Origin of the sequence: Halospeciosus flavus, assembly GCF_029814175.1 — an archaeon.
Lineage (GTDB): Archaea > Halobacteriota > Halobacteria > Halobacteriales > Halobacteriaceae > Halospeciosus > Halospeciosus flavus.
In genome coordinates this window covers 300,728-316,552 of sequence record NZ_CP122312.1, presented here as the reverse complement: position 1 = coordinate 316,552, position 15,825 = coordinate 300,728, and the positions used below count along the sequence as shown (strand labels likewise).

The following is a 15,825-nucleotide window of genomic DNA, read 5'->3' as shown; positions in this document are numbered from 1 at the left end:
GAGCGCCGGCCCGCTACTCTTCGACGGGCAGGTGCTCGAACAGTTCGGGGCTGGTCCCGAACTTCAGCACGTTGGTCATCACGGAGTTCCGGAGGTTGTTGACGACCTTCCCGTGTTCCTTGTAGAACTGGTGGATCCAGCGGGACTCGGCGTCGCGCGTCGGGAACATCATCACCGACTTCCACTGGTACTCGCCGTCAGAGAGGAAGTAGATCAGCGTGTTCTCCGAGTCGCGGATGAACTCCATCGCGTCGGCCCACTCGTCGGCGAAGTGCTCGGGATTGAACTTGATCTCGAACAGCGAGAAGATGAAGTAGGCCTCGTTGGGGATGATGGCCTCGCGGAAGACGCCGGCGTCGCGCATCTTCCGGATGGACTCGCTGATGGTGACGTGCGAGACGTCGATGTCGTACTCCTCGTCGAGGATGTCGCGCAACTCCCGGGAGGAGACCTGTGGGTCACGTGCGAGTTCGCGGAGGATGACGACGTCACGCTCTTTGAACTCCCACGACGGGGCAGATTCGGTGTGTGGTCGCTCGCTCATACCTCCCCGTTGTCGAGGACGCGCCTTAGTTCCGTCCGATACGCGTCGGGGCGGTCCTCGACGACCCAGTGGTAGGCGTCTTCGAGCGGGACGACCTCGGCGTCACCGGCGACGTCGTCGGCGAGACGCTCGGCGTACGAGATCGGCTGGAGGACGTCGTCTTCGCCCCACAGGAGCGTCGTCTCGGCCGTGATGTTCTCGTAGGTGAGTTCGGTCGTGTGGTTAGTGTTGGTGCCGACCGCCGCCCGCGCGAGCGCCGTCTTCCCGCCCTCGGCGAGCCAGGGGGCCTTCATCCCTTCTACGAATTCCTCGTGGTCCGCAGCGTCGCCGTACAGTCCGTCGCCGAAGGCGAAGTCGAGTTTCGGTTCGAGTTCCTCGTCGTCGAGGTCCGCGGTCTCCGGGAGACCGAGGTTCGAGACGAACTCGACCGGCCAGGAGTCGTAGCAGACGGCGTTCGAGAGGACGAGGTTCTCGACCTGCTCGGGGTTGTGCGCCGCGTACCGGAGGGCGACGCCGCCGCCGATGTCGTGGGCGACGAGCGTGATCGGTCCCTCGGCGTCGACCGTGTCGAGGAACTCCGCGAGGACGCCCTCCTGTGCGCGGATGGAACGGTCGAAGCCGTCGTATCGCGAGGAGTTGCCGTAGCCCGCGAGGTCGAGGGCCAGCGCGCGCTGGTCGTCCGGGACCGCGTCGACGACGTCGCGCCAGAGGAACGACCACGTCGGGATGCCGTGGACGAACACGACCGGGTGGCCGTCGGTCGGCCCCGAATCGTAGTAGGCGACGTCGACCTCGTTGTCGTCGACCGTGACCGACACCGTCTCCTGTCGGTCGCTCCACTCCTCGTGATCCATCTTACAGCACCCGGTCGGAGATGATGTTCTTCTGGATCTCGCTGGTCCCCTCGTAGATCTTCGTGATGCGGGCGTCGCGGTAGTAGCGCTCGACGGGGTGGTCCGTGACGAACCCGGCGCCGCCGTGCACCTGGATGGCCTCGTCCGCGACGTCGACAGCGTGCTCGGAGGCGAACAGTTTGGCCATGCTGGCGAACTTCGCGGCGACGTCGTCGTCACCGTCCTGCACGTGGGAGGCCGCGCGGTAGACGAGCGAGCGCGCCGCCTCGACGTTGGTCGCCATCTCCGCGACCTTGTGGGAGATCGCCTGGTAGTCCTTGATGAGCTGTCCGCCCTGCTCGCGCTCGCCCGCGTAGTCGATGGAGGCGTCGAGTGCGGCCTGTGCGGCGCCGACGGCCTGGGAGGCGACGCTGACGCGGCCGGAGGAGAAGAAGTTCATCAGCTGGTAGAACCCCTTGTTCACCTCGCCGATGACGTTCTCCTCGGGGACGCGGACGTCGTTGAGCTGGATCTCCGCGAGGTCGGAGGCACGGATCCCGAGTTTGTTGTCGATCTTGGTGGCCTCGAAGCCGTCGGTGTCCGTGGGGACGAGGAACGCCGTGATGCCGCGGTGGGGCGGTTCGGCCTCGGGGTCGGTCTTCGTCATCACGACGGCCACGTCGGCGACGGTGCCGTTCGTGATCCACATCTTGTTCCCGTTGATGACGTACTCGTCGCCGTCCTTCTCCGCGCGCGTCTCGATACCCGCGACGTTCGACCCGTGGGCCGGTTCGGAGATACAGCTACAGCAGGCGGACTCGCCGTTGGCGATGCGGGGGAGCCACTCCTCTTTCATCCACTCGTCGCCGAACTTCTGGATCATGTTGGAGCCGAACCCGCGCGAACCGATGGCCGACCCGATGCCGGGGTCCGCACGCCAGAGTTCCTCGGTGACGATACAGGACTCAAGGGTGTTCATCCCGGCGCCGTCGTACTCGATGGGGATGTTGGGCGCGACGAGGTCGAGTTCCGCCGCCTGCTCGACGAGGTCGTAGGGGTACTCCTTGTTCTCGTCGTGTTCGCGCGCGACGGGTTCGATCTCTTCCTCACCGAATTCGCGGACTGCCTGCCGGATGGCCCGGTGTTCGTCCGAGAGTTGGAATGCCATATGCCCACCATAGTTTTCCACCATTTAGTATCTTTCCTGTTTGAGACACTGTCGTTAACCCGACTCGACGGCACGGCGAAGCGCGAAGAAGAGTGGTGTCGGGTCGCGAGGCGGGCGTTCGCCCCGAAGTGGCGTCGGATTCGGTGGGCGTCAGTTGGTAACACACCAGGGCGCCGTCGGGTGAATCGACGTCGAGCGTGGCCTCACTCCTCGCCGGCGAGTTCGAACTTCTGGACCTTCCCGGTCGTCGTCCGCGGGAGTTCGTCGACGAACTCCACTTCGCGCGGGTGTTTGTACTCGGCGAGACGCTCCAGACAGTACTCGCGGATGTCGTCGGGGGTGGCCGTCGCGTCGGGGGTGGGGACGACGAACGCCTTCACCGTCTCGCCGCGGCGTTCGTCCGGGACGCCGACGACGGCCGCGTCCGCCACGTCCGGGTGCTCGAAGAGCAACTCCTCGACCTCGCGGGGGTAGACGTTGTACCCCGCGGTGTTGATCATGTGCTTCTTCCGGTCGACGATGTAGTAGAAGCCGTCCTCGTCGTAGTAGCCGAGGTCGCCGGTGTGGAACCACCGCTTCCCGTCGGCGTGCGTGAACGCCTCCTCGTTCGCCTCCGGTCGCTCGTAGTAGCCCTTCATCACGTTCGGGCCGGAGATGACGAGTTCGCCGACGACCTCGTCGAGTTCGGCGTCGTCCTCCGCGAGCGGGCCGCGCTCGACCGGTGGCAGTTCCTCGAAGTTGTGGTCGACGATGCGCGAGGAGACGCCTTCGAGGGGCTTGCCGATACTCCCCTTCCGGCGGTCGCCGGCGTGGTTGGCGTGGGTGACGGGACTCGTCTCGGTGAGTCCGTACCCCTCGTAGAGTTCGACGCCGTACAGTTCCTCGAAGCGCTCCAGGACCTCCATCGGTAGCCCCGACCCGCCGGAGTTGGCGAAGCGGACCGACGAGAGGTCGAACTCCTCGGCGTCGGGTTGGCTGATGATGTCGTTGTACATCGCAGGGACCGCGTGGATGAGCGTGATGTCGTGGGTCTCGACGAGGTCGATCACCTCGGGGGCGTTCCACTCGGGGACGGGGTAGTACGACCCGCCGTTGAACAGCGTCGAGTTCATCGTGACGGTCATCCCGTAGATGTGGAACAGCGGGAGGACGCCGAGGTGCCGGTCGTCCGGGCGGATACCGCCGGGGATCGGTCCGGCCCCCTGGTCGGCGTTCGAGCCGAGGTTCTCGTGAGTCAGGAGCACGCCCTTCGGCGTCCCAGTCGTCCCCGAGGTGTAGGGCTGTGCGGCCACGTCGTCGGCGTCGCGCTCGACGATGTCGAGGGTGTCGTCGGCGAGGAACTCCTCGAAGGAGACGTCGCCGCCGTCACCGACCGTGACGACGAACTCGACGTCGGTGTCCTCGCGGACAGCGTCGACATGCTGGACGAGGTCCGGGAGCGTCACGACGGCCTTGGCCTCGCTGTCGCCCAGCATGTGTTCGAGTTCGCGGCTCTTGTACTGCGGGTTCATCGGGACGATAGCCCCGCCCGCGCGGAGCGTCCCGTGGAACGCGGTGACGAACTGCGGGACGTTCGGGAGGTAGATCGCGACGCGGTCGTCGGCGCCGATACCCCGGTCGGCGAGCGCCTGGGCGAACTGCCCGGTCTGCTCCCAGAACTCCTCGTACGTCTGCTCGCGCCCCTCGAAGACGATAGCCGGCCGGTCGCCGTGTTCGGCTACGGTGTCTGCGACGTGCTGGACGAGATTCATATGTGATTGACAGCCCGCCCTACAGTTAAATCGTTTGCGAATGTGCCTGTCGTAGTTACCAGCCATTAGCGTACGGCAATCAAACTTTCCAACTGACGACTCGGTCGGTGGCCACCGACTTTTTCCTCCACTGGGCGGTAGATGAAGACGACGTCCCTATGACCCGTGTCAACGCCCCAAATTCCGGCGATTCGACGTGCAGCCGGGGGGCGAGTTCGGTCCTCGGGACGACGATTCTCATCGCGATAACGGTCGTCCTCGTCTTCTCCGTCGGTACGTTCGTCGTCGGCGTCGACACGCCGTCTGGACAGACACCGACGACCGTCGTCGAAGCGACGTACGACGACAGTTCGAACGAACTCGTCTTGCACCACCGTGCGGGTGATACGCTCTCCGACGGCGACCTCGTGGTGCGAAACGAGTCCACGACGCTCGCACGCACCACGCCGACGGCGTTCGGCGTCGGTCAGACGATTTCGGTACCCGTCGAGGAGAAGACGATGGCCGACTCCGAGCGCATCGAGGTCCTGTGGGTCCCCGACGGGTCGGGCGCGAACCGCGCGCTCCTCGTCTCGACGTCGCCCCCGAAGGTGGAGGGGTACGACGGACCAAGCAACTAGGGCTGGTCGGGGGCGCCGTCGAGCGACCGACGGGCCGAACGACGGACGGTTTCGGCCGTGAGGTCGCCGGACGTGGGGTACACCTCGCCGTTGAGTCGGACGACGAAGCCCGCCTCGAAAACCTCGACCAGTTCGTCGGTGGAGACGCGTGGCGACTGCTCGGCCGGTGCGCCCGCGAGCGAGTGTGTCTGCTGGGTGAACTCCTCGGTCGGGAGGAGGATCGACCCCAGCGACGTCTCGTCGGTCGGTTCGGTCCAGTACCACACTCGGTGCGTGTCGACGGCGACCGACTCGACGTCGATCACGATCGGGAGTTGCCACGCGGCGATGGCCGTGGTCGCGTCGCCGACGAGCCGGTAGGGTGTCCGAACCCCGAGTGCGGCCGCGGCGGCGAGCGAGAACGTCTGGCCGAGGTAGCCCGCGAGCAACCCCACCTGCTCGGCCGGTGACGCCGGTTCGTGGGCGATGCCCGCGAGCGCGCCACGCTCGACGAGCGGGACGAGCGTCTCGACATCGCGCTGCCCAGCAATCGAGACCAGCGACACGGCGACCTCGTCGACCTCGGACGGGGAGAGGACGCCGTCGGTACAGGCGAATCCCGCGTCGGTCACGCGACCCCCGAAGTGGAGGAAGTCGGCGTCGCCGGCGAGTGCCCGTCGGAGACGCGCCCGTGTCGGGAGTCCCTCGGTCGTGAGTGTCGGCGTCTCGTCTGGGGGGCTCGCGACGACGGTGTCGCGAATCCGTTCGAAGGCGTCGACTGCGGCGGCGTCGACGCCGAAGCACTGGAGGTGACACTCACTGGGCGTGTTCCGTTTCTGGTGGCGTGCGTTCTCGAAGGCGGCCGGCACGAGACGCGTCTCGCCGACCGGCGGGGTGCGACCGGCGTAGGCCGTCACCGTCGGATCGAACAGCCGTGAATCAAGGTTCGAGTCGTGCTCCGGTCCGGTCGCGCTGGCGCCGGCAGATTCGTCGGCGGGCGCGACGTGGATGCGCGAGAGCGGGTCGAGCAGCGAGGGCACGACTTCGACGTCGCCGGGATCCGGCCGAAGGACGGCGGTCGTAGGCCACTGTGGGACGTAGGGTTCGAGGACGTCGAAGGGGACTTCGAGGTACTCCATGAGTTGCGCGTCGAGTGACTCGCCGTAGAGTTCGGGCGGGTAGAAGGGGAGGTGTGGGGCGACCTCGTCGTACTCGTAGCGGGTGAACGAGTAGTAGCCGTCGATACGGACGAGCGAGTCGAGGAGGAGACAGCGAGCGAGGAGTCGGTCGACGGACGCCTCCAGTGTTCGACCAGGGCGACGGAGGGGTTCGGTGTGACCCACGTCGAGACGGAGTTCGGGGTCGATTCCCGCCGCTGTGACGACGTCCGCACCGAGATAGTAGGCGAGCGGAGCAACCCGATAGACGTCGGCGTAGGTCGGCGGGAGGGCGATGGTGACGCCCGTGTCGGGTTTCTCGAGGACGTCGGGAACGTGGAGTTCCCCGCCGCGCTCGATGGCTGGCGGGTGTCCTCGGAGCGTCGGCCACGAGCGCTCACAGGAGTACTCCTTCAGCGCCGACCCGAGAGCGGAGACGGCGGTCGCAATCGCCGACGGGTCGTCCGGGACGGTTATCGTCGCCTGCGGCCGGTCGTGCGGCGAACGTACTCCGAGGAAGACACGCGTCTCCGACTCGAACTCGAGCGACGGCCCCGTCCCCAACTCGTCGTAGTCCCGGTAGTAGCCGGTGAACGCACTGTCGGGAACGAGAACGTAGGTCTTCATCGACGGCGAGACCTCGGCGTAGTAGGTCCCTCGAACGAACTCCCGTGGTTCGGGCCCGAGTTGACAGAGGTGCTCACCGTGCCCGTCGCGGACGACGACCGAGCTATCGGGGGGTAAGTGGAGTTCGCTGGTCGTGAACGAGACGGCCGTATCCACTGGGGAGATGAACCGGTCGGGCGACGCCCGTTCGAGCGAGACGGGCACGTCCGTCTGGAGGGTGTACTCGTGGGTCCCGACGCCGTCACGAACGCGGATCTCCGTTCCGGTCGCTGTTGTCGAGAAAGAGACGAACGCGTTGCCTTCGCTATCGCCCGGCATCGGTATTCATCCGTCGTCTACAGGTTTACGTTGCACGGTACTGACAACTTCCCTGCACGATCGCGGATGGGCTTGGCGGTCCGGCCTAGAGGTCGAAGACGTCCAGACCCGTCCGCTCGTCGAGGTGGTGGGGTAACTGGGTCTCCCCGAGTAACACGACGATTTCGAAGGTCCCGGAGACGACCGCGCCCGAGCAGTGACCGCCGAGCGTTTCGAACTCCTCGTCTGCGACCTGGATGTGCGTGTGAATCTTGTCGGGACCGATGTTGCCCGAGAAACTCGTCACCTCGAACTGACCCGTGAACGTCTCTTCGCTGTACTCCTGGCTCTCGACGTCGTAGTGTCCGAGGACGACTTCGTCGACGGCACCGATGCCCACGAGGAAGCCGTGGTCGACGTCCTCCTCGTCTCTGAGTGTCTCCAGGGAGTCGAGGACCCGGTCACCGGGGTCGAGTCGGACGACCAGTCGGTCGGATTCGCGTGTGTACTCCATGGACGGAGCGACTCGCGAATCGAGTATAAATCATGATGGCTCGGACAGCAGCCCCAACCGTCCAATTAGTACAATGGATACAACTCGTCCAAACCGAATTGGATACGTTTGATAGTTTCTCCGACTGGTTCGAGGAGGCAATCTGGTTCGCACACCTACATTTATGGTGAGCCGTGAAGGATTCCGACCCGGTCATGTCCGACGACGAACTGGAGGACTTCCTCATCCTCCGCGCGCTGGAGGAACCGATCACCGAAGACGAACTCGCCGCCGCCGGAAAGGAGTCCGGGCGGGTACTCGAAGCACTCCGCGAGGAGGGCGTCGACATCCACTGGGTCGAGTCGGAGGTCCTGGAGAACGCGGCGGGCGAGGTCACGGGCACGTTCTGTCACTACCGAGCCGAAGACGAGGACGCGGTCCGCGAACACGCCGAGCGCGCCGGACTCCCGGCGACCCGGATCGACCGTCGCGGTGAGCCACTCGACGGCGAGTAGCGCGGCGACAGTGCGCGGGTCGCTTCACTCGAACTGCCTCTCACGGGGTCCGAATATCGTCGAATCTGTCCAACCGGCACGAACTATCCGAGACAGACCGGACGAGTTGGTACAATCGCCTCCGCATTGGGTCCGTTAAGCCCTCAGTCGTCCGTAGAGACCGTTTCGACGTCGGGCTCACCGAGCGGTTCGTCGGCGGGCGCGTCGAAGAGCGGACTCTGGTCGCCGGGGACGAACGTGTTGAGTAGGAGCGCGGAGAGGGCGGTGACGATGACTGGCTGGCCGAAGAACGTCTGGGCCGCGACCGGGAGACCGGAGAGGGCTTTGGGTTGGGTCGCGACACCGAGACCGAGACCGAGCGCGACCGCGAGAATGACCATATTTCGGCGATTCAACTCGGTCCGGAGCGTGATGAGTCGAACCCCACTCGCGGCGACCATGCCGGTCATGAGGAGGATGGCGCCGCCGAACACGGCACTCGGGATGGTGGTGACGGCCGCACCGACCTTCGGACTGAGACCGAGGACGGCGAGGACGACACCCGCGACGCCGACGACGTGACGACTCATCACACCGGTGAAGTTGATGATGCCCGCGTTCTGCGAGAACGACGTCACGGGGAACGCCCCGAAGATACCGCCGATAGAGCTCACGAGGCCGTCCGTGAAGAGTCCGCCGCGGAACTCCTCGTCGTCGGGTGTGCGACCCTCGGCGGACGTCACACTCGACATGTCGCCGACGGTCTCCATGGCGGAGACGAGGAAGAGGAAGGCGAACGTGACGACCGGGACTGGTTCGACGGAGAAACCGAAGCGACCGGGCTGAGGAATCGCGAACCACGCGGCCTCGGCGACGGGGGCGAAGTTCACGATGCCGATGACGAGCGCGGCGACGTAGCCGACGGCGATCGCGATGAGGGTGCTGAGGAGCCGGGTCACACCCTCCGTGAACATGTTGAGGACGACGGCGACGGTGAGCACGAGCATGGCGAGCGAGAGGTGGTGGAGCGCGCCGTAGTCGGCGGTACCCACACCACCCGCGGCGTTGTTCATCGCACTCGGCACGAGGTAGAGACCGATGATGACGACGACGAGTCCGGTGACGAGCGGCGGGAAGAACTTCTGGAGGCGCTTGAACTGCCAGCCGATGAGCCCTTCGACGGCCCACCCCGTGACGAGGATGGCGCCGAAGACCGCACCGAGACCGTAGTTGACGCCGATCGTCGCGGCAGCACCGACGAACGTGAAACTCGTCCCCATCACGACGGGGAGTTTCGCGCCGACGGGACCGACGGTGTACGCCTGGACAATGGTCGCGAGCCCCGAGAACAGGAGGACCATCTGGACGATGTACGTCGTCGTGCTGGCGTCGAGACCGACGGCGCCCGCGACGATGTACGCCACCGCGGTCGCCGGAACGATCATCACGGCGACGTGCTGGAGACCGAGCAGGAGTAGTTTTGGCCACGGTGGCCGGTCGTCGAGTCCGTATTCGATGTCGATTGCGCCGTCCGTTTCGGACACCATCTTGTCCACCACGTACCCGCTCGGCCCGATAAGTGTTACGCGTTTGCGCCCATTTCTAACCGCAACTAGGCAAAGATATACACAAATGTGCTAGTCGTGGATGACGACCTCACCGTCTTCGACAGTGATGTCGAGTAGACTCGTCACGCCGTAGTCGGTGTCGTCGAGGTCCGAGGGACCGACCTTCCGGATGGCGACGACGATGTCGGAGATCTCGGCGCCGATGTCGTCGAGTGCGTCGCAGATCGCCGCGAGTGTCCCACCGGTCGAGAGCAGGTCGTCGACGATGAGCACGCGGTCACCCTCCTCGACATCGTTGATGAACATCTCGGACTCCGAGTAACCGGTCGTCTGGTGGAGTGCGACCTCGCCGTCGAGTCCGTACTCGCGCTTGCGGATGACGACCAGCGGAATGTCGGTCTGCAGGGAGACGGCCGTCGCGATGTGGATCCCCATCGCCTCCGGCGCGACGATTTTGTCGACGTCGAGGTCCACTGCACGCGTCACGCCGACGACGACTTCGCGCAACAGCGCGGGTTCGAGCATCGGAACGCCGTTGCTGATGGGGTGAACGAGGTACTGGTAGCCGTCCTTGTCGACGATGGGTGCGTCGTGCAGCGACTCGCGGAGTCGTTCCATGTCGCCAGTTCGGAGAATTCCGGGAAAAACGGTTCGCTCTGTCGGTAGCGAGTGTCAACGAGGTGTCTCGTGTCTGCTACGGACGGCGGATACCGTAGATGACCACCCCGGGGACCGACAGCAACACGAACAGCGAGAGGAGCGTGAGTTGCTGGCCGAAGACGACGTGGGTTTCGCCAAGTTTGCCGGTCTGTGCACCGACCGTGAGGAGGACGGCGCCGACGCCGCCCGTCGCGAGGCCGCGCGGGCCGCCGAGGAACGCCAGTACACGCTCCCAACGGCTCTTGCCGAACCATGGGAGGTGTGAGAGGGGGAGTCGGCGGACCACTCGCTTCCCGACCGAGACTGCGGGAAGGGCGGCCCCGAGCGCGGGAACCCCGACACCGAGAGAGGCGGCACTCAGCAGGCTGATACCGACCGTCCGCTTCACCTTCCGGGCGACGACTTTCAGGAACGCGACGGCGAGCGCGACGACGAGGACGACGACGCCGAGTTCGAGGAGGGTCACACTGAACCCGCCGGCACCGATCCGCTGGCCGAGCGTGTCGGTGAGGAGTCCGAGTGCCAGTAGTGACTGTCCTGCGGCGACGAGGAGCTTGCCGCTCCGGCCGCGCGTCTGCGTTCGTCGGAGAGACGGGAACCGCATCGACTCCTGCTTGGACCGGGGACGGGAAAGGAGATAGGGATTCGGTGGGCGACCCTCGTGGCCACAACCCGCGTCGTACTTCGCCGGTGTGGCCCACCGATGTCGACGCTGACCGGCCATTGTCAGCCGCTCGCCGGCTTTCGTCGCCCGAGTGAGCCACGAAACTTTTCTAGGGGTGGGACGAAGCCGAAGGTGCACATGGCAGAACTCATCGTCAAAGCCGCCGTGAAGGAGGCACTCGAGGACCACAACGTTTCCAGCGACTTCTACGAGGCACTCGACGACGAGGTCCGAGAGCTCCTCGAAGAGGCTGCCGAACGTGCGGAAGCCAACGACCGCAAGACCGTCCAGCCCCGCGACCTCTGAGGCTGCCCGGTCGGTACGCTGGCGACTCGCCAGCGAGCGAACCGTCGAACAGTCACTTCGTTTTTCGCCGGTCCTCGACGTCCTTCTGACCGAGCAGGTGAACCGCCTCGGGGTCAAGCCCCGGGCAGTCGCCTCGACCGCCTGTACAGGACCGGACACCCCACCGTAGGCTTCCCGCGCGTGCGACTACTCGCGAAGCGCGTCGGCGATCGCTTCGAGTTCCGCTTTCCGGAAGGGGTGGTCGACTTCGTCGGGTGCGTCGGTCTCGACGACGCCGAGCGTCCAGAGGATTCCCGCCCGCATCTCCGACTTCGGCGGGAGGTGGTTCGTGTCGATCTCGTAGCCTACGGCGTCGCAAATCGCGGCGAGCGCTTCCTTGGTGAAGGCGGTCGATTCGATACGCTCGTGTCTCCCCACCGCTCGCCGAATCTCGTCTCGGAGGTCGTCGACAGTTTCGGGCACGTGTGTCCGGAAGCGTCGTCCCGTCCTGTACGTTCCGGTCGTGAGTCCCGCGCTGTTGCCCCGTTCGTGACGTGTCACTATCCAGTATCGTCGAGCGCGTTGCAGGCAAAATGCCCACGAGGGCGATAGCCCTTTGTGTCACGGTCACATGGTGATAGTCGGATAGACATGCAACCGTGCCAGAACTGTCAGGCGGTCATCGACGAGTACCTCTTGGACAAACAACTCGAACCCCTGCGCGGACTCACGGTCGACGACTTCAACGTCTGTGTCGACTGCACGACCATCGTCGACGATGCGTGCATCGAGTGCGGCGGCGCGGTCTACGTTCCACGGAACATGACTTCTACGCCCGACTACTGTCCGGCGTGTCGGTCCGACCTCATCGAACGCACGGGCGACGACCCTGGCTGGAAGTGCGAGACTCTGTCCACCTGAACGGTCCGTCCACCGTTCGAGCGGTCTTTTTTGCGATACGGACGTCCCATCCGTGGTGAGAGTGTCTGCCGGAGACGACTTGTCTGTATCAAAACTACCATGCCACCCCGCTGCCAAGTCGACGACAACAGGTAGACTCCATGACTCAGAAACGCGAATACACCGGGGACTATCCCGACAAGACGTTGTACATCCCTGGCCCGACCGAGGTCCGTGAGGACGTCGTCGAGGCGATGTGCGAGCCGATGTTCGGCCACCGCATGGACCAGATGACCGACCTCTACACGACCATCGTCGAGGACACGAAGACGTTCCTCGACACCGACAACGACGTCATCATCCTCACGGCCTCGGGGACCGAGTTCATGGAGAGCGCCATCCTCAACCTCGTCGACGAGGACGTCCTCGTGACGACTTGCGGGAGCTTCAGCGAGCGGCAGGCGAACGTCGCCGAGCGCCTCGGCAAGAACGTCGACACCCTCGAGTACGAGTGGGGCCAGGCGGTCAAGCCCGAGGACGTCCGCCAGCGCCTCGAAGAGAGCGAGAAGACCTACGACGTCGTGACCTGCGTGATGAACGAGAGTTCGACCGGCGTCCGCAACCCCGTCGAGGCAATCGGCGACGTCGTCGCCGACTTCCCGGACACGCTGTTCGTCGTCGACGCCGTCTCCGCGCTCGGCGGCGACTACGTCGACATCGACGAGCACGACATCGACGTCATCTTCACCTCGGTCCAGAAGGCCTTCGCGATGCCGCCCGGACTCGCGGTGTGCGTCGTCAGCGACGACGCCTACGAGCGGGAAGTCGAGTCCGACTCGGCGTCCTGGTACGGCGGCTTCCAGCGTTCGCTGGACTACTACGACCGGAAGGGCCAGACCCACTCGACGCCCGCGATTCCCGTCATGCTGGCCTACCGCAAGCAGATGAAGCACATGCTCGAAGAGGGCCACCGCGCACGCGACCAGCGTCACGAGGAGATGGCCGACTACACGCGCAAGTGGGCGCGCGAGCACTTCGACCTCTACCCCGAGGCGGGCTACGAGTCCCAGACGGTGAGTTGTATCCAGAACACCCGGGACATCGACGTCGCCGCGACCATCGAAGAGGTCTCCGAGAAGTACGACATGGTCTTCTCGAACGGCTACGGCTCGACCCTCGGCGAGAAGACGTTCCGTATCGGCCACATGGGTGAGCACGACGTCGAGAGTATCGAGGCGCTGACCGACGCCATCGAGGACGTCGCCGGTCTGTAGGCGGCGCTCGGACGGCTATTCACCTGAGACTCACGATCCGGCCGAATCGAGCGGAAACCGGAAACGACGACCGGGCGGGAGAGAAGACGCCGATCAGGCGTTGTTCATTCGCTGGCGAGATTCGTCCCCGCAGGCCCGACACTCGGTGACGCGGTAAGGCTCACGCGAGTAGGCCGCGTTCTCGGAATCGTCGCTCTCCGTGAGGAGTTGGATCGACACGTCGTGTGCCGTCTCGCGACCACAGTTGTCGCACAGTTCGACGATACCGTCGGAGTGGGGGGTCTTGCTCGCCATCGGAACCAGTGAATACTCTCTCACGGAAGAGGTTCAAAACGTGGCCAAAGACGTTTGGCTCACCGGCGTCGCGTCGGGTCCGACCGCCGTCGAAGGGGACACCGGTGCAGTCCCTCGGTCGCTCACCGCGTCGCGATCGCCAGTTCGTCTGCGACGTCACGCCCGACGTCGCGAATCGCGTCGAGGATGTCGGCGACGTCGTCGAGTGTCGTCTGTGGGTTCATCAGGGTGAACTTGAGCGCACTGACGCCGTCGACCTCCGTGCGCGCGATGACGGCACGCCCGTCGCGGAAGAGGGCCTCTCGCGTCGCCGTGTTGAGTCGGTCGACTGAGTCGTCGTCGAGATCCCGTGGCGTGTAGCGGAAGAGGACGGTGTTGAGCGAGGGTTCGGCGAGCAGGTCGAAGTCGTCGGCCGCGTCGAGGAGCGTCGCCGCGCGGTTCGCGTTCCGCTGGACCGTCGTGACGACGTCGGCGAAGCCGTCGCGCCCGAGCGCACGGAACGCGAGGTAGGGTTTGAGCGCGTCGAAGCGCCGGGTGGTCTGCGTGGACTTCCAGACGAGGTTCGGGAGCGCGGAGTCCTCGGGGTTGAGGTAGTCGTCGTTCCGCGCGGCGTGTCCGAAGTCGGCGCGGTCGCGGACGACGAGCGCGCCGGCACTGATCGGCTGGAAGAAGAGTTTGTGGAAGTCGACCGAGACGCTGTCCGCGAGTTCGACGCCCGCGAGACGGTCCGCTTCGTCCGTGAGTGCGAGCGCACCGCCGTACGCCGCGTCGACGTGGAACCAGGCGTCGTGTTCGGCCGCACGGTCGGCGAGTTCGGAGAGGGGGTCGATCGCGCCGAAGTCCGTCGTCCCCGCCGTGCCGATGACCGCGAACACCTCACGGCCCTCGTCGTCGAGTCGTTCGAGGGTCGCGTCGAGCGCGTCGACGTCCATCCGGTGGTCGTCGTCGGTCGGGACCGTCACGACGGCGTCGTGGCCGAGACCGAGGTGGTGAGCAGACTGCTCGCCAGTGAAGTGCGCTTCCGCCGAGCACACGAGTCGGAGGTCGCTCGCTTCCGCGGGGAGCCCCCGTTCCTGAACGATGTGGTCGAAGTGGTCGGCACAGTAGGCGTCGCGGGCGAGCAAGAGCGCCTGGAAGTTCGACTGGGTGCCGCCGCTCGTCACGACGCCGTCCGCGCTCTCCGGGAGTCCGTAGAGGTCCGCGAGCGTCTCGACGAGGCGCTCCTCGACGACAGTCGCCGCGCCGCTCTGGTCGTAGGAGTCGAGCGACTGGTTGGTCGCCCCGATCAGGGACTCGGCGGCGAGACCGGCCACCATCGGCGGCGTGTGCAGGTGTGCGGCCGTCGCCGGGTGCGAGACGCTCACCGTGTGCGGGAGGACGTCCTCGGCGACTTCGTCGAGGGCGGCGTCGAGACCGACACCCTCCGCCGGGAGGACGTCCTCGGGGAGGTCCTCGCGGATCGCGGCCGGTTCCGCACCCGAGAACGGCCGTTCGGTGTTCGTCGCGTCGATCGCGGCCTCGCGAGCACGCTCGGCCGCCGCTCGATAGGCAGTCTCGCCCGCCGCGTTCCCGAGGAAGTGGCGTTCGATCTCGTCCGTCACGCGACGACCACCGTCTTCCCGTCCGTCGTCGATCGAATCCAGAAAGAGAGTCGTCCAGATCGGTCCGTCATACCCCGATTAGGGGACTCTCGATAGAGGGCCTGTCGATAGCTGCATTCGTCGCCGATTGGGGAGTGCTCACGCAGCGCGCCCGATTCCGGGTTCGCCGCTCACCAGGTCAGTTCGGTCACTCGTTTTCGCGGAGTACTTCGACGGCACGCTGACGCTTCTCGGCGATCTCGTGGACGCGCTCTTTCTTGTCCTCGATGTCCGGTTGGTCGTCCAGCCAGTACAAGTCGGTGTAGAACGCGACCAGTGCCTCGACTTCGTCGCCGGAGAGGTGGCCGATGTCGTCGGCGTTGCTCTCGTAGACGACTGGGGCTTCGACGGCTTGCGTGAGCGTCTCGTAGTCCCCGCTCTCCGCCATCTCGTCGATGTACGACAGGGCGGACAGTTCCGTCTCGAAGGCGCGACGGAGGTGTGCGAGCGCCGCGCGTCGACGGCGCCAAAACAGGAAGTACGACCCCGCGATGGTCGCGACTGCGCCGACGATACTCCCCAAGACGAGTCCGGCGAGCGCTCCAGCCACGGGCGTACCTGCTCGCGTCGACGAGAA

The 15,825-nt window shown here is 65.5% G+C and carries 18 protein-coding genes; 5 read left to right on the top strand and 13 right to left on the bottom strand.

Annotation, left to right across the window (positions count from 1 at the left end):
• Positions 1-13 precede the first annotated feature (13 nt).
• From P0Y33_RS01550 to P0Y33_RS01535, 4 genes are all read right to left on the bottom strand, one after another.
• Positions 14-544 (bottom strand): winged helix-turn-helix domain-containing protein, encoded by a 531-nt coding sequence (locus tag P0Y33_RS01550; protein WP_279528822.1) that lies wholly within the window; start codon positions 542-544, stop codon positions 14-16.
• Positions 541-1,398 carry an alpha/beta fold hydrolase gene (locus tag P0Y33_RS01545; protein ID WP_279528821.1) on the bottom strand — a complete coding sequence of 286 codons (858 nt, stop codon included), beginning with the start codon at positions 1,396-1,398 and terminating at the stop codon, positions 541-543. Before P0Y33_RS01545 ends, P0Y33_RS01550 begins: the two co-directional genes overlap by 4 nt.
• Before the next feature lies 1 nt (position 1,399).
• Complete coding sequence (locus P0Y33_RS01540) at positions 1,400-2,545, bottom strand: acyl-CoA dehydrogenase family protein (protein WP_279528820.1); 1,146 nt, start codon at positions 2,543-2,545, stop codon at positions 1,400-1,402.
• A gap of 203 nt (positions 2,546-2,748) precedes the next feature.
• The gene (locus P0Y33_RS01535; protein ID WP_279528819.1) at positions 2,749-4,296 is read right to left on the bottom strand and encodes a long-chain-fatty-acid--CoA ligase; all 1,548 of its coding nucleotides are present in this window, start codon (positions 4,294-4,296) and stop codon (positions 2,749-2,751) included.
• Between the two features lie 158 nt (positions 4,297-4,454).
• On the opposite strand from P0Y33_RS01535, the gene P0Y33_RS01530 reads away from it, so the two are divergent.
• The gene (locus P0Y33_RS01530; protein WP_279528818.1) at positions 4,455-4,916 is read left to right on the top strand and encodes a type IV pilin N-terminal domain-containing protein; all 462 of its coding nucleotides are present in this window, start codon (positions 4,455-4,457) and stop codon (positions 4,914-4,916) included.
• Here P0Y33_RS01530 and P0Y33_RS01525 read toward each other — a convergent pair.
• Positions 4,913-6,997 (bottom strand): hypothetical protein, encoded by a 2,085-nt coding sequence (locus tag P0Y33_RS01525; protein ID WP_279528817.1) that lies wholly within the window; start codon positions 6,995-6,997, stop codon positions 4,913-4,915. The two genes, P0Y33_RS01530 and P0Y33_RS01525, sit on opposite strands and share 4 nt — an antisense overlap.
• A gap of 85 nt (positions 6,998-7,082) precedes the next feature.
• Positions 7,083-7,490, bottom strand: a complete 408-nt coding sequence (locus tag P0Y33_RS01520; RefSeq protein WP_279528816.1) for a PPC domain-containing DNA-binding protein — start codon at positions 7,488-7,490, stop codon at positions 7,083-7,085.
• A gap of 194 nt (positions 7,491-7,684) precedes the next feature.
• On the opposite strand from P0Y33_RS01520, the gene P0Y33_RS01515 reads away from it, so the two are divergent.
• A complete protein-coding gene (locus P0Y33_RS01515; protein ID WP_279528815.1) occupies positions 7,685-7,984 on the top strand; it encodes a DUF4242 domain-containing protein in 300 nt (99 codons plus the stop codon).
• A 143-nt stretch (positions 7,985-8,127) separates the two neighbouring features.
• Here P0Y33_RS01515 and P0Y33_RS01510 read toward each other — a convergent pair whose 3' ends face one another.
• The 3 genes from P0Y33_RS01510 to P0Y33_RS01500 form a co-directional block, all read right to left on the bottom strand.
• Positions 8,128-9,510: a uracil-xanthine permease family protein gene (locus tag P0Y33_RS01510; RefSeq protein ID WP_328518026.1), complete on the bottom strand. Its 1,383-nt coding sequence runs from the start codon at positions 9,508-9,510 to the stop codon at positions 8,128-8,130.
• A 90-nt stretch (positions 9,511-9,600) separates the two neighbouring features.
• On the bottom strand, positions 9,601-10,149 hold the full coding sequence (gene hpt / locus P0Y33_RS01505) for a hypoxanthine/guanine phosphoribosyltransferase (protein ID WP_279528814.1): 549 nt from the start codon (positions 10,147-10,149) through the stop codon (positions 9,601-9,603).
• A gap of 76 nt (positions 10,150-10,225) precedes the next feature.
• Positions 10,226-10,795: a hypothetical protein gene (locus tag P0Y33_RS01500; RefSeq protein ID WP_279528813.1), complete on the bottom strand. Its 570-nt coding sequence runs from the start codon at positions 10,793-10,795 to the stop codon at positions 10,226-10,228.
• 198 nt (positions 10,796-10,993) lie between these two features.
• Here P0Y33_RS01500 and P0Y33_RS01495 point away from each other — a divergent pair, with 198 nt between their 5' ends.
• Positions 10,994-11,161: a DUF1931 domain-containing protein gene (locus tag P0Y33_RS01495; protein ID WP_279528812.1), complete on the top strand. Its 168-nt coding sequence runs from the start codon at positions 10,994-10,996 to the stop codon at positions 11,159-11,161.
• A 186-nt stretch (positions 11,162-11,347) separates the two neighbouring features.
• Here P0Y33_RS01495 and P0Y33_RS01490 read toward each other — a convergent pair whose 3' ends face one another.
• Entirely contained in the window at positions 11,348-11,623 is a 276-nt protein-coding gene (locus tag P0Y33_RS01490) for a hypothetical protein (RefSeq protein ID WP_279528811.1), read from the bottom strand.
• A gap of 168 nt (positions 11,624-11,791) precedes the next feature.
• Here P0Y33_RS01490 and P0Y33_RS01485 point away from each other — a divergent pair, with 168 nt between their 5' ends.
• Both P0Y33_RS01485 and P0Y33_RS01480 read left to right on the top strand, forming a co-directional pair.
• The gene (locus P0Y33_RS01485; protein ID WP_279528810.1) at positions 11,792-12,061 is read left to right on the top strand and encodes a DUF7571 family protein; all 270 of its coding nucleotides are present in this window, start codon (positions 11,792-11,794) and stop codon (positions 12,059-12,061) included.
• A 140-nt stretch (positions 12,062-12,201) separates the two neighbouring features.
• Entirely contained in the window at positions 12,202-13,314 is a 1,113-nt protein-coding gene (locus P0Y33_RS01480; RefSeq protein WP_279528809.1) for a pyridoxal-phosphate-dependent aminotransferase family protein, read from the top strand.
• 93 nt (positions 13,315-13,407) lie between these two features.
• Here P0Y33_RS01480 and P0Y33_RS01475 read toward each other — a convergent pair whose 3' ends face one another.
• The 3 genes from P0Y33_RS01475 to P0Y33_RS01465 form a co-directional block, all read right to left on the bottom strand.
• Positions 13,408-13,608 (bottom strand): DUF7835 family putative zinc beta-ribbon protein, encoded by a 201-nt coding sequence (locus tag P0Y33_RS01475; RefSeq protein WP_279528808.1) that lies wholly within the window; start codon positions 13,606-13,608, stop codon positions 13,408-13,410.
• Between the two features lie 122 nt (positions 13,609-13,730).
• Entirely contained in the window at positions 13,731-15,209 is a 1,479-nt protein-coding gene (locus P0Y33_RS01470; RefSeq protein ID WP_279528807.1) for a pyridoxal phosphate-dependent decarboxylase family protein, read from the bottom strand.
• 187 nt (positions 15,210-15,396) lie between these two features.
• Positions 15,397-15,798 (bottom strand): hypothetical protein, encoded by a 402-nt coding sequence (locus P0Y33_RS01465; protein WP_279528806.1) that lies wholly within the window; start codon positions 15,796-15,798, stop codon positions 15,397-15,399.
• Positions 15,799-15,825 lie beyond the last annotated feature (27 nt).

What these genes read in the sequence shown, in the direction of transcription:
- P0Y33_RS01550 (WP_279528822.1), bottom strand. Translation starts at nt 544, where the DNA reads ATGAGCGAGCGACCACACACCGAATCTGCCCCGTCGTGGGAGTTCAAA.
- P0Y33_RS01545 (WP_279528821.1), bottom strand. Translation starts at nt 1,398, where the DNA reads ATGGATCACGAGGAGTGGAGCGACCGACAGGAGACGGTGTCGGTCACG.
- P0Y33_RS01540 (WP_279528820.1), bottom strand. Translation starts at nt 2,545, where the DNA reads ATGGCATTCCAACTCTCGGACGAACACCGGGCCATCCGGCAGGCAGTC.
- P0Y33_RS01535 (WP_279528819.1), bottom strand. Translation starts at nt 4,296, where the DNA reads ATGAATCTCGTCCAGCACGTCGCAGACACCGTAGCCGAACACGGCGAC.
- P0Y33_RS01530 (WP_279528818.1), top strand. Translation starts at nt 4,455, where the DNA reads ATGACCCGTGTCAACGCCCCAAATTCCGGCGATTCGACGTGCAGCCGG.
- P0Y33_RS01525 (WP_279528817.1), bottom strand. Translation starts at nt 6,997, where the DNA reads ATGCCGGGCGATAGCGAAGGCAACGCGTTCGTCTCTTTCTCGACAACA.
- P0Y33_RS01520 (WP_279528816.1), bottom strand. Translation starts at nt 7,490, where the DNA reads ATGGAGTACACACGCGAATCCGACCGACTGGTCGTCCGACTCGACCCC.
- P0Y33_RS01515 (WP_279528815.1), top strand. Translation starts at nt 7,685, where the DNA reads ATGTCCGACGACGAACTGGAGGACTTCCTCATCCTCCGCGCGCTGGAG.
- P0Y33_RS01510 (WP_328518026.1), bottom strand. Translation starts at nt 9,510, where the DNA reads ATGGTGTCCGAAACGGACGGCGCAATCGACATCGAATACGGACTCGAC.
- hpt (WP_279528814.1), bottom strand. Translation starts at nt 10,149, where the DNA reads ATGGAACGACTCCGCGAGTCGCTGCACGACGCACCCATCGTCGACAAG.
- P0Y33_RS01500 (WP_279528813.1), bottom strand. Translation starts at nt 10,795, where the DNA reads ATGCGGTTCCCGTCTCTCCGACGAACGCAGACGCGCGGCCGGAGCGGC.
- P0Y33_RS01495 (WP_279528812.1), top strand. Translation starts at nt 10,994, where the DNA reads ATGGCAGAACTCATCGTCAAAGCCGCCGTGAAGGAGGCACTCGAGGAC.
- P0Y33_RS01485 (WP_279528810.1), top strand. Translation starts at nt 11,792, where the DNA reads ATGCAACCGTGCCAGAACTGTCAGGCGGTCATCGACGAGTACCTCTTG.
- P0Y33_RS01480 (WP_279528809.1), top strand. Translation starts at nt 12,202, where the DNA reads ATGACTCAGAAACGCGAATACACCGGGGACTATCCCGACAAGACGTTG.
- P0Y33_RS01475 (WP_279528808.1), bottom strand. Translation starts at nt 13,608, where the DNA reads ATGGCGAGCAAGACCCCCCACTCCGACGGTATCGTCGAACTGTGCGAC.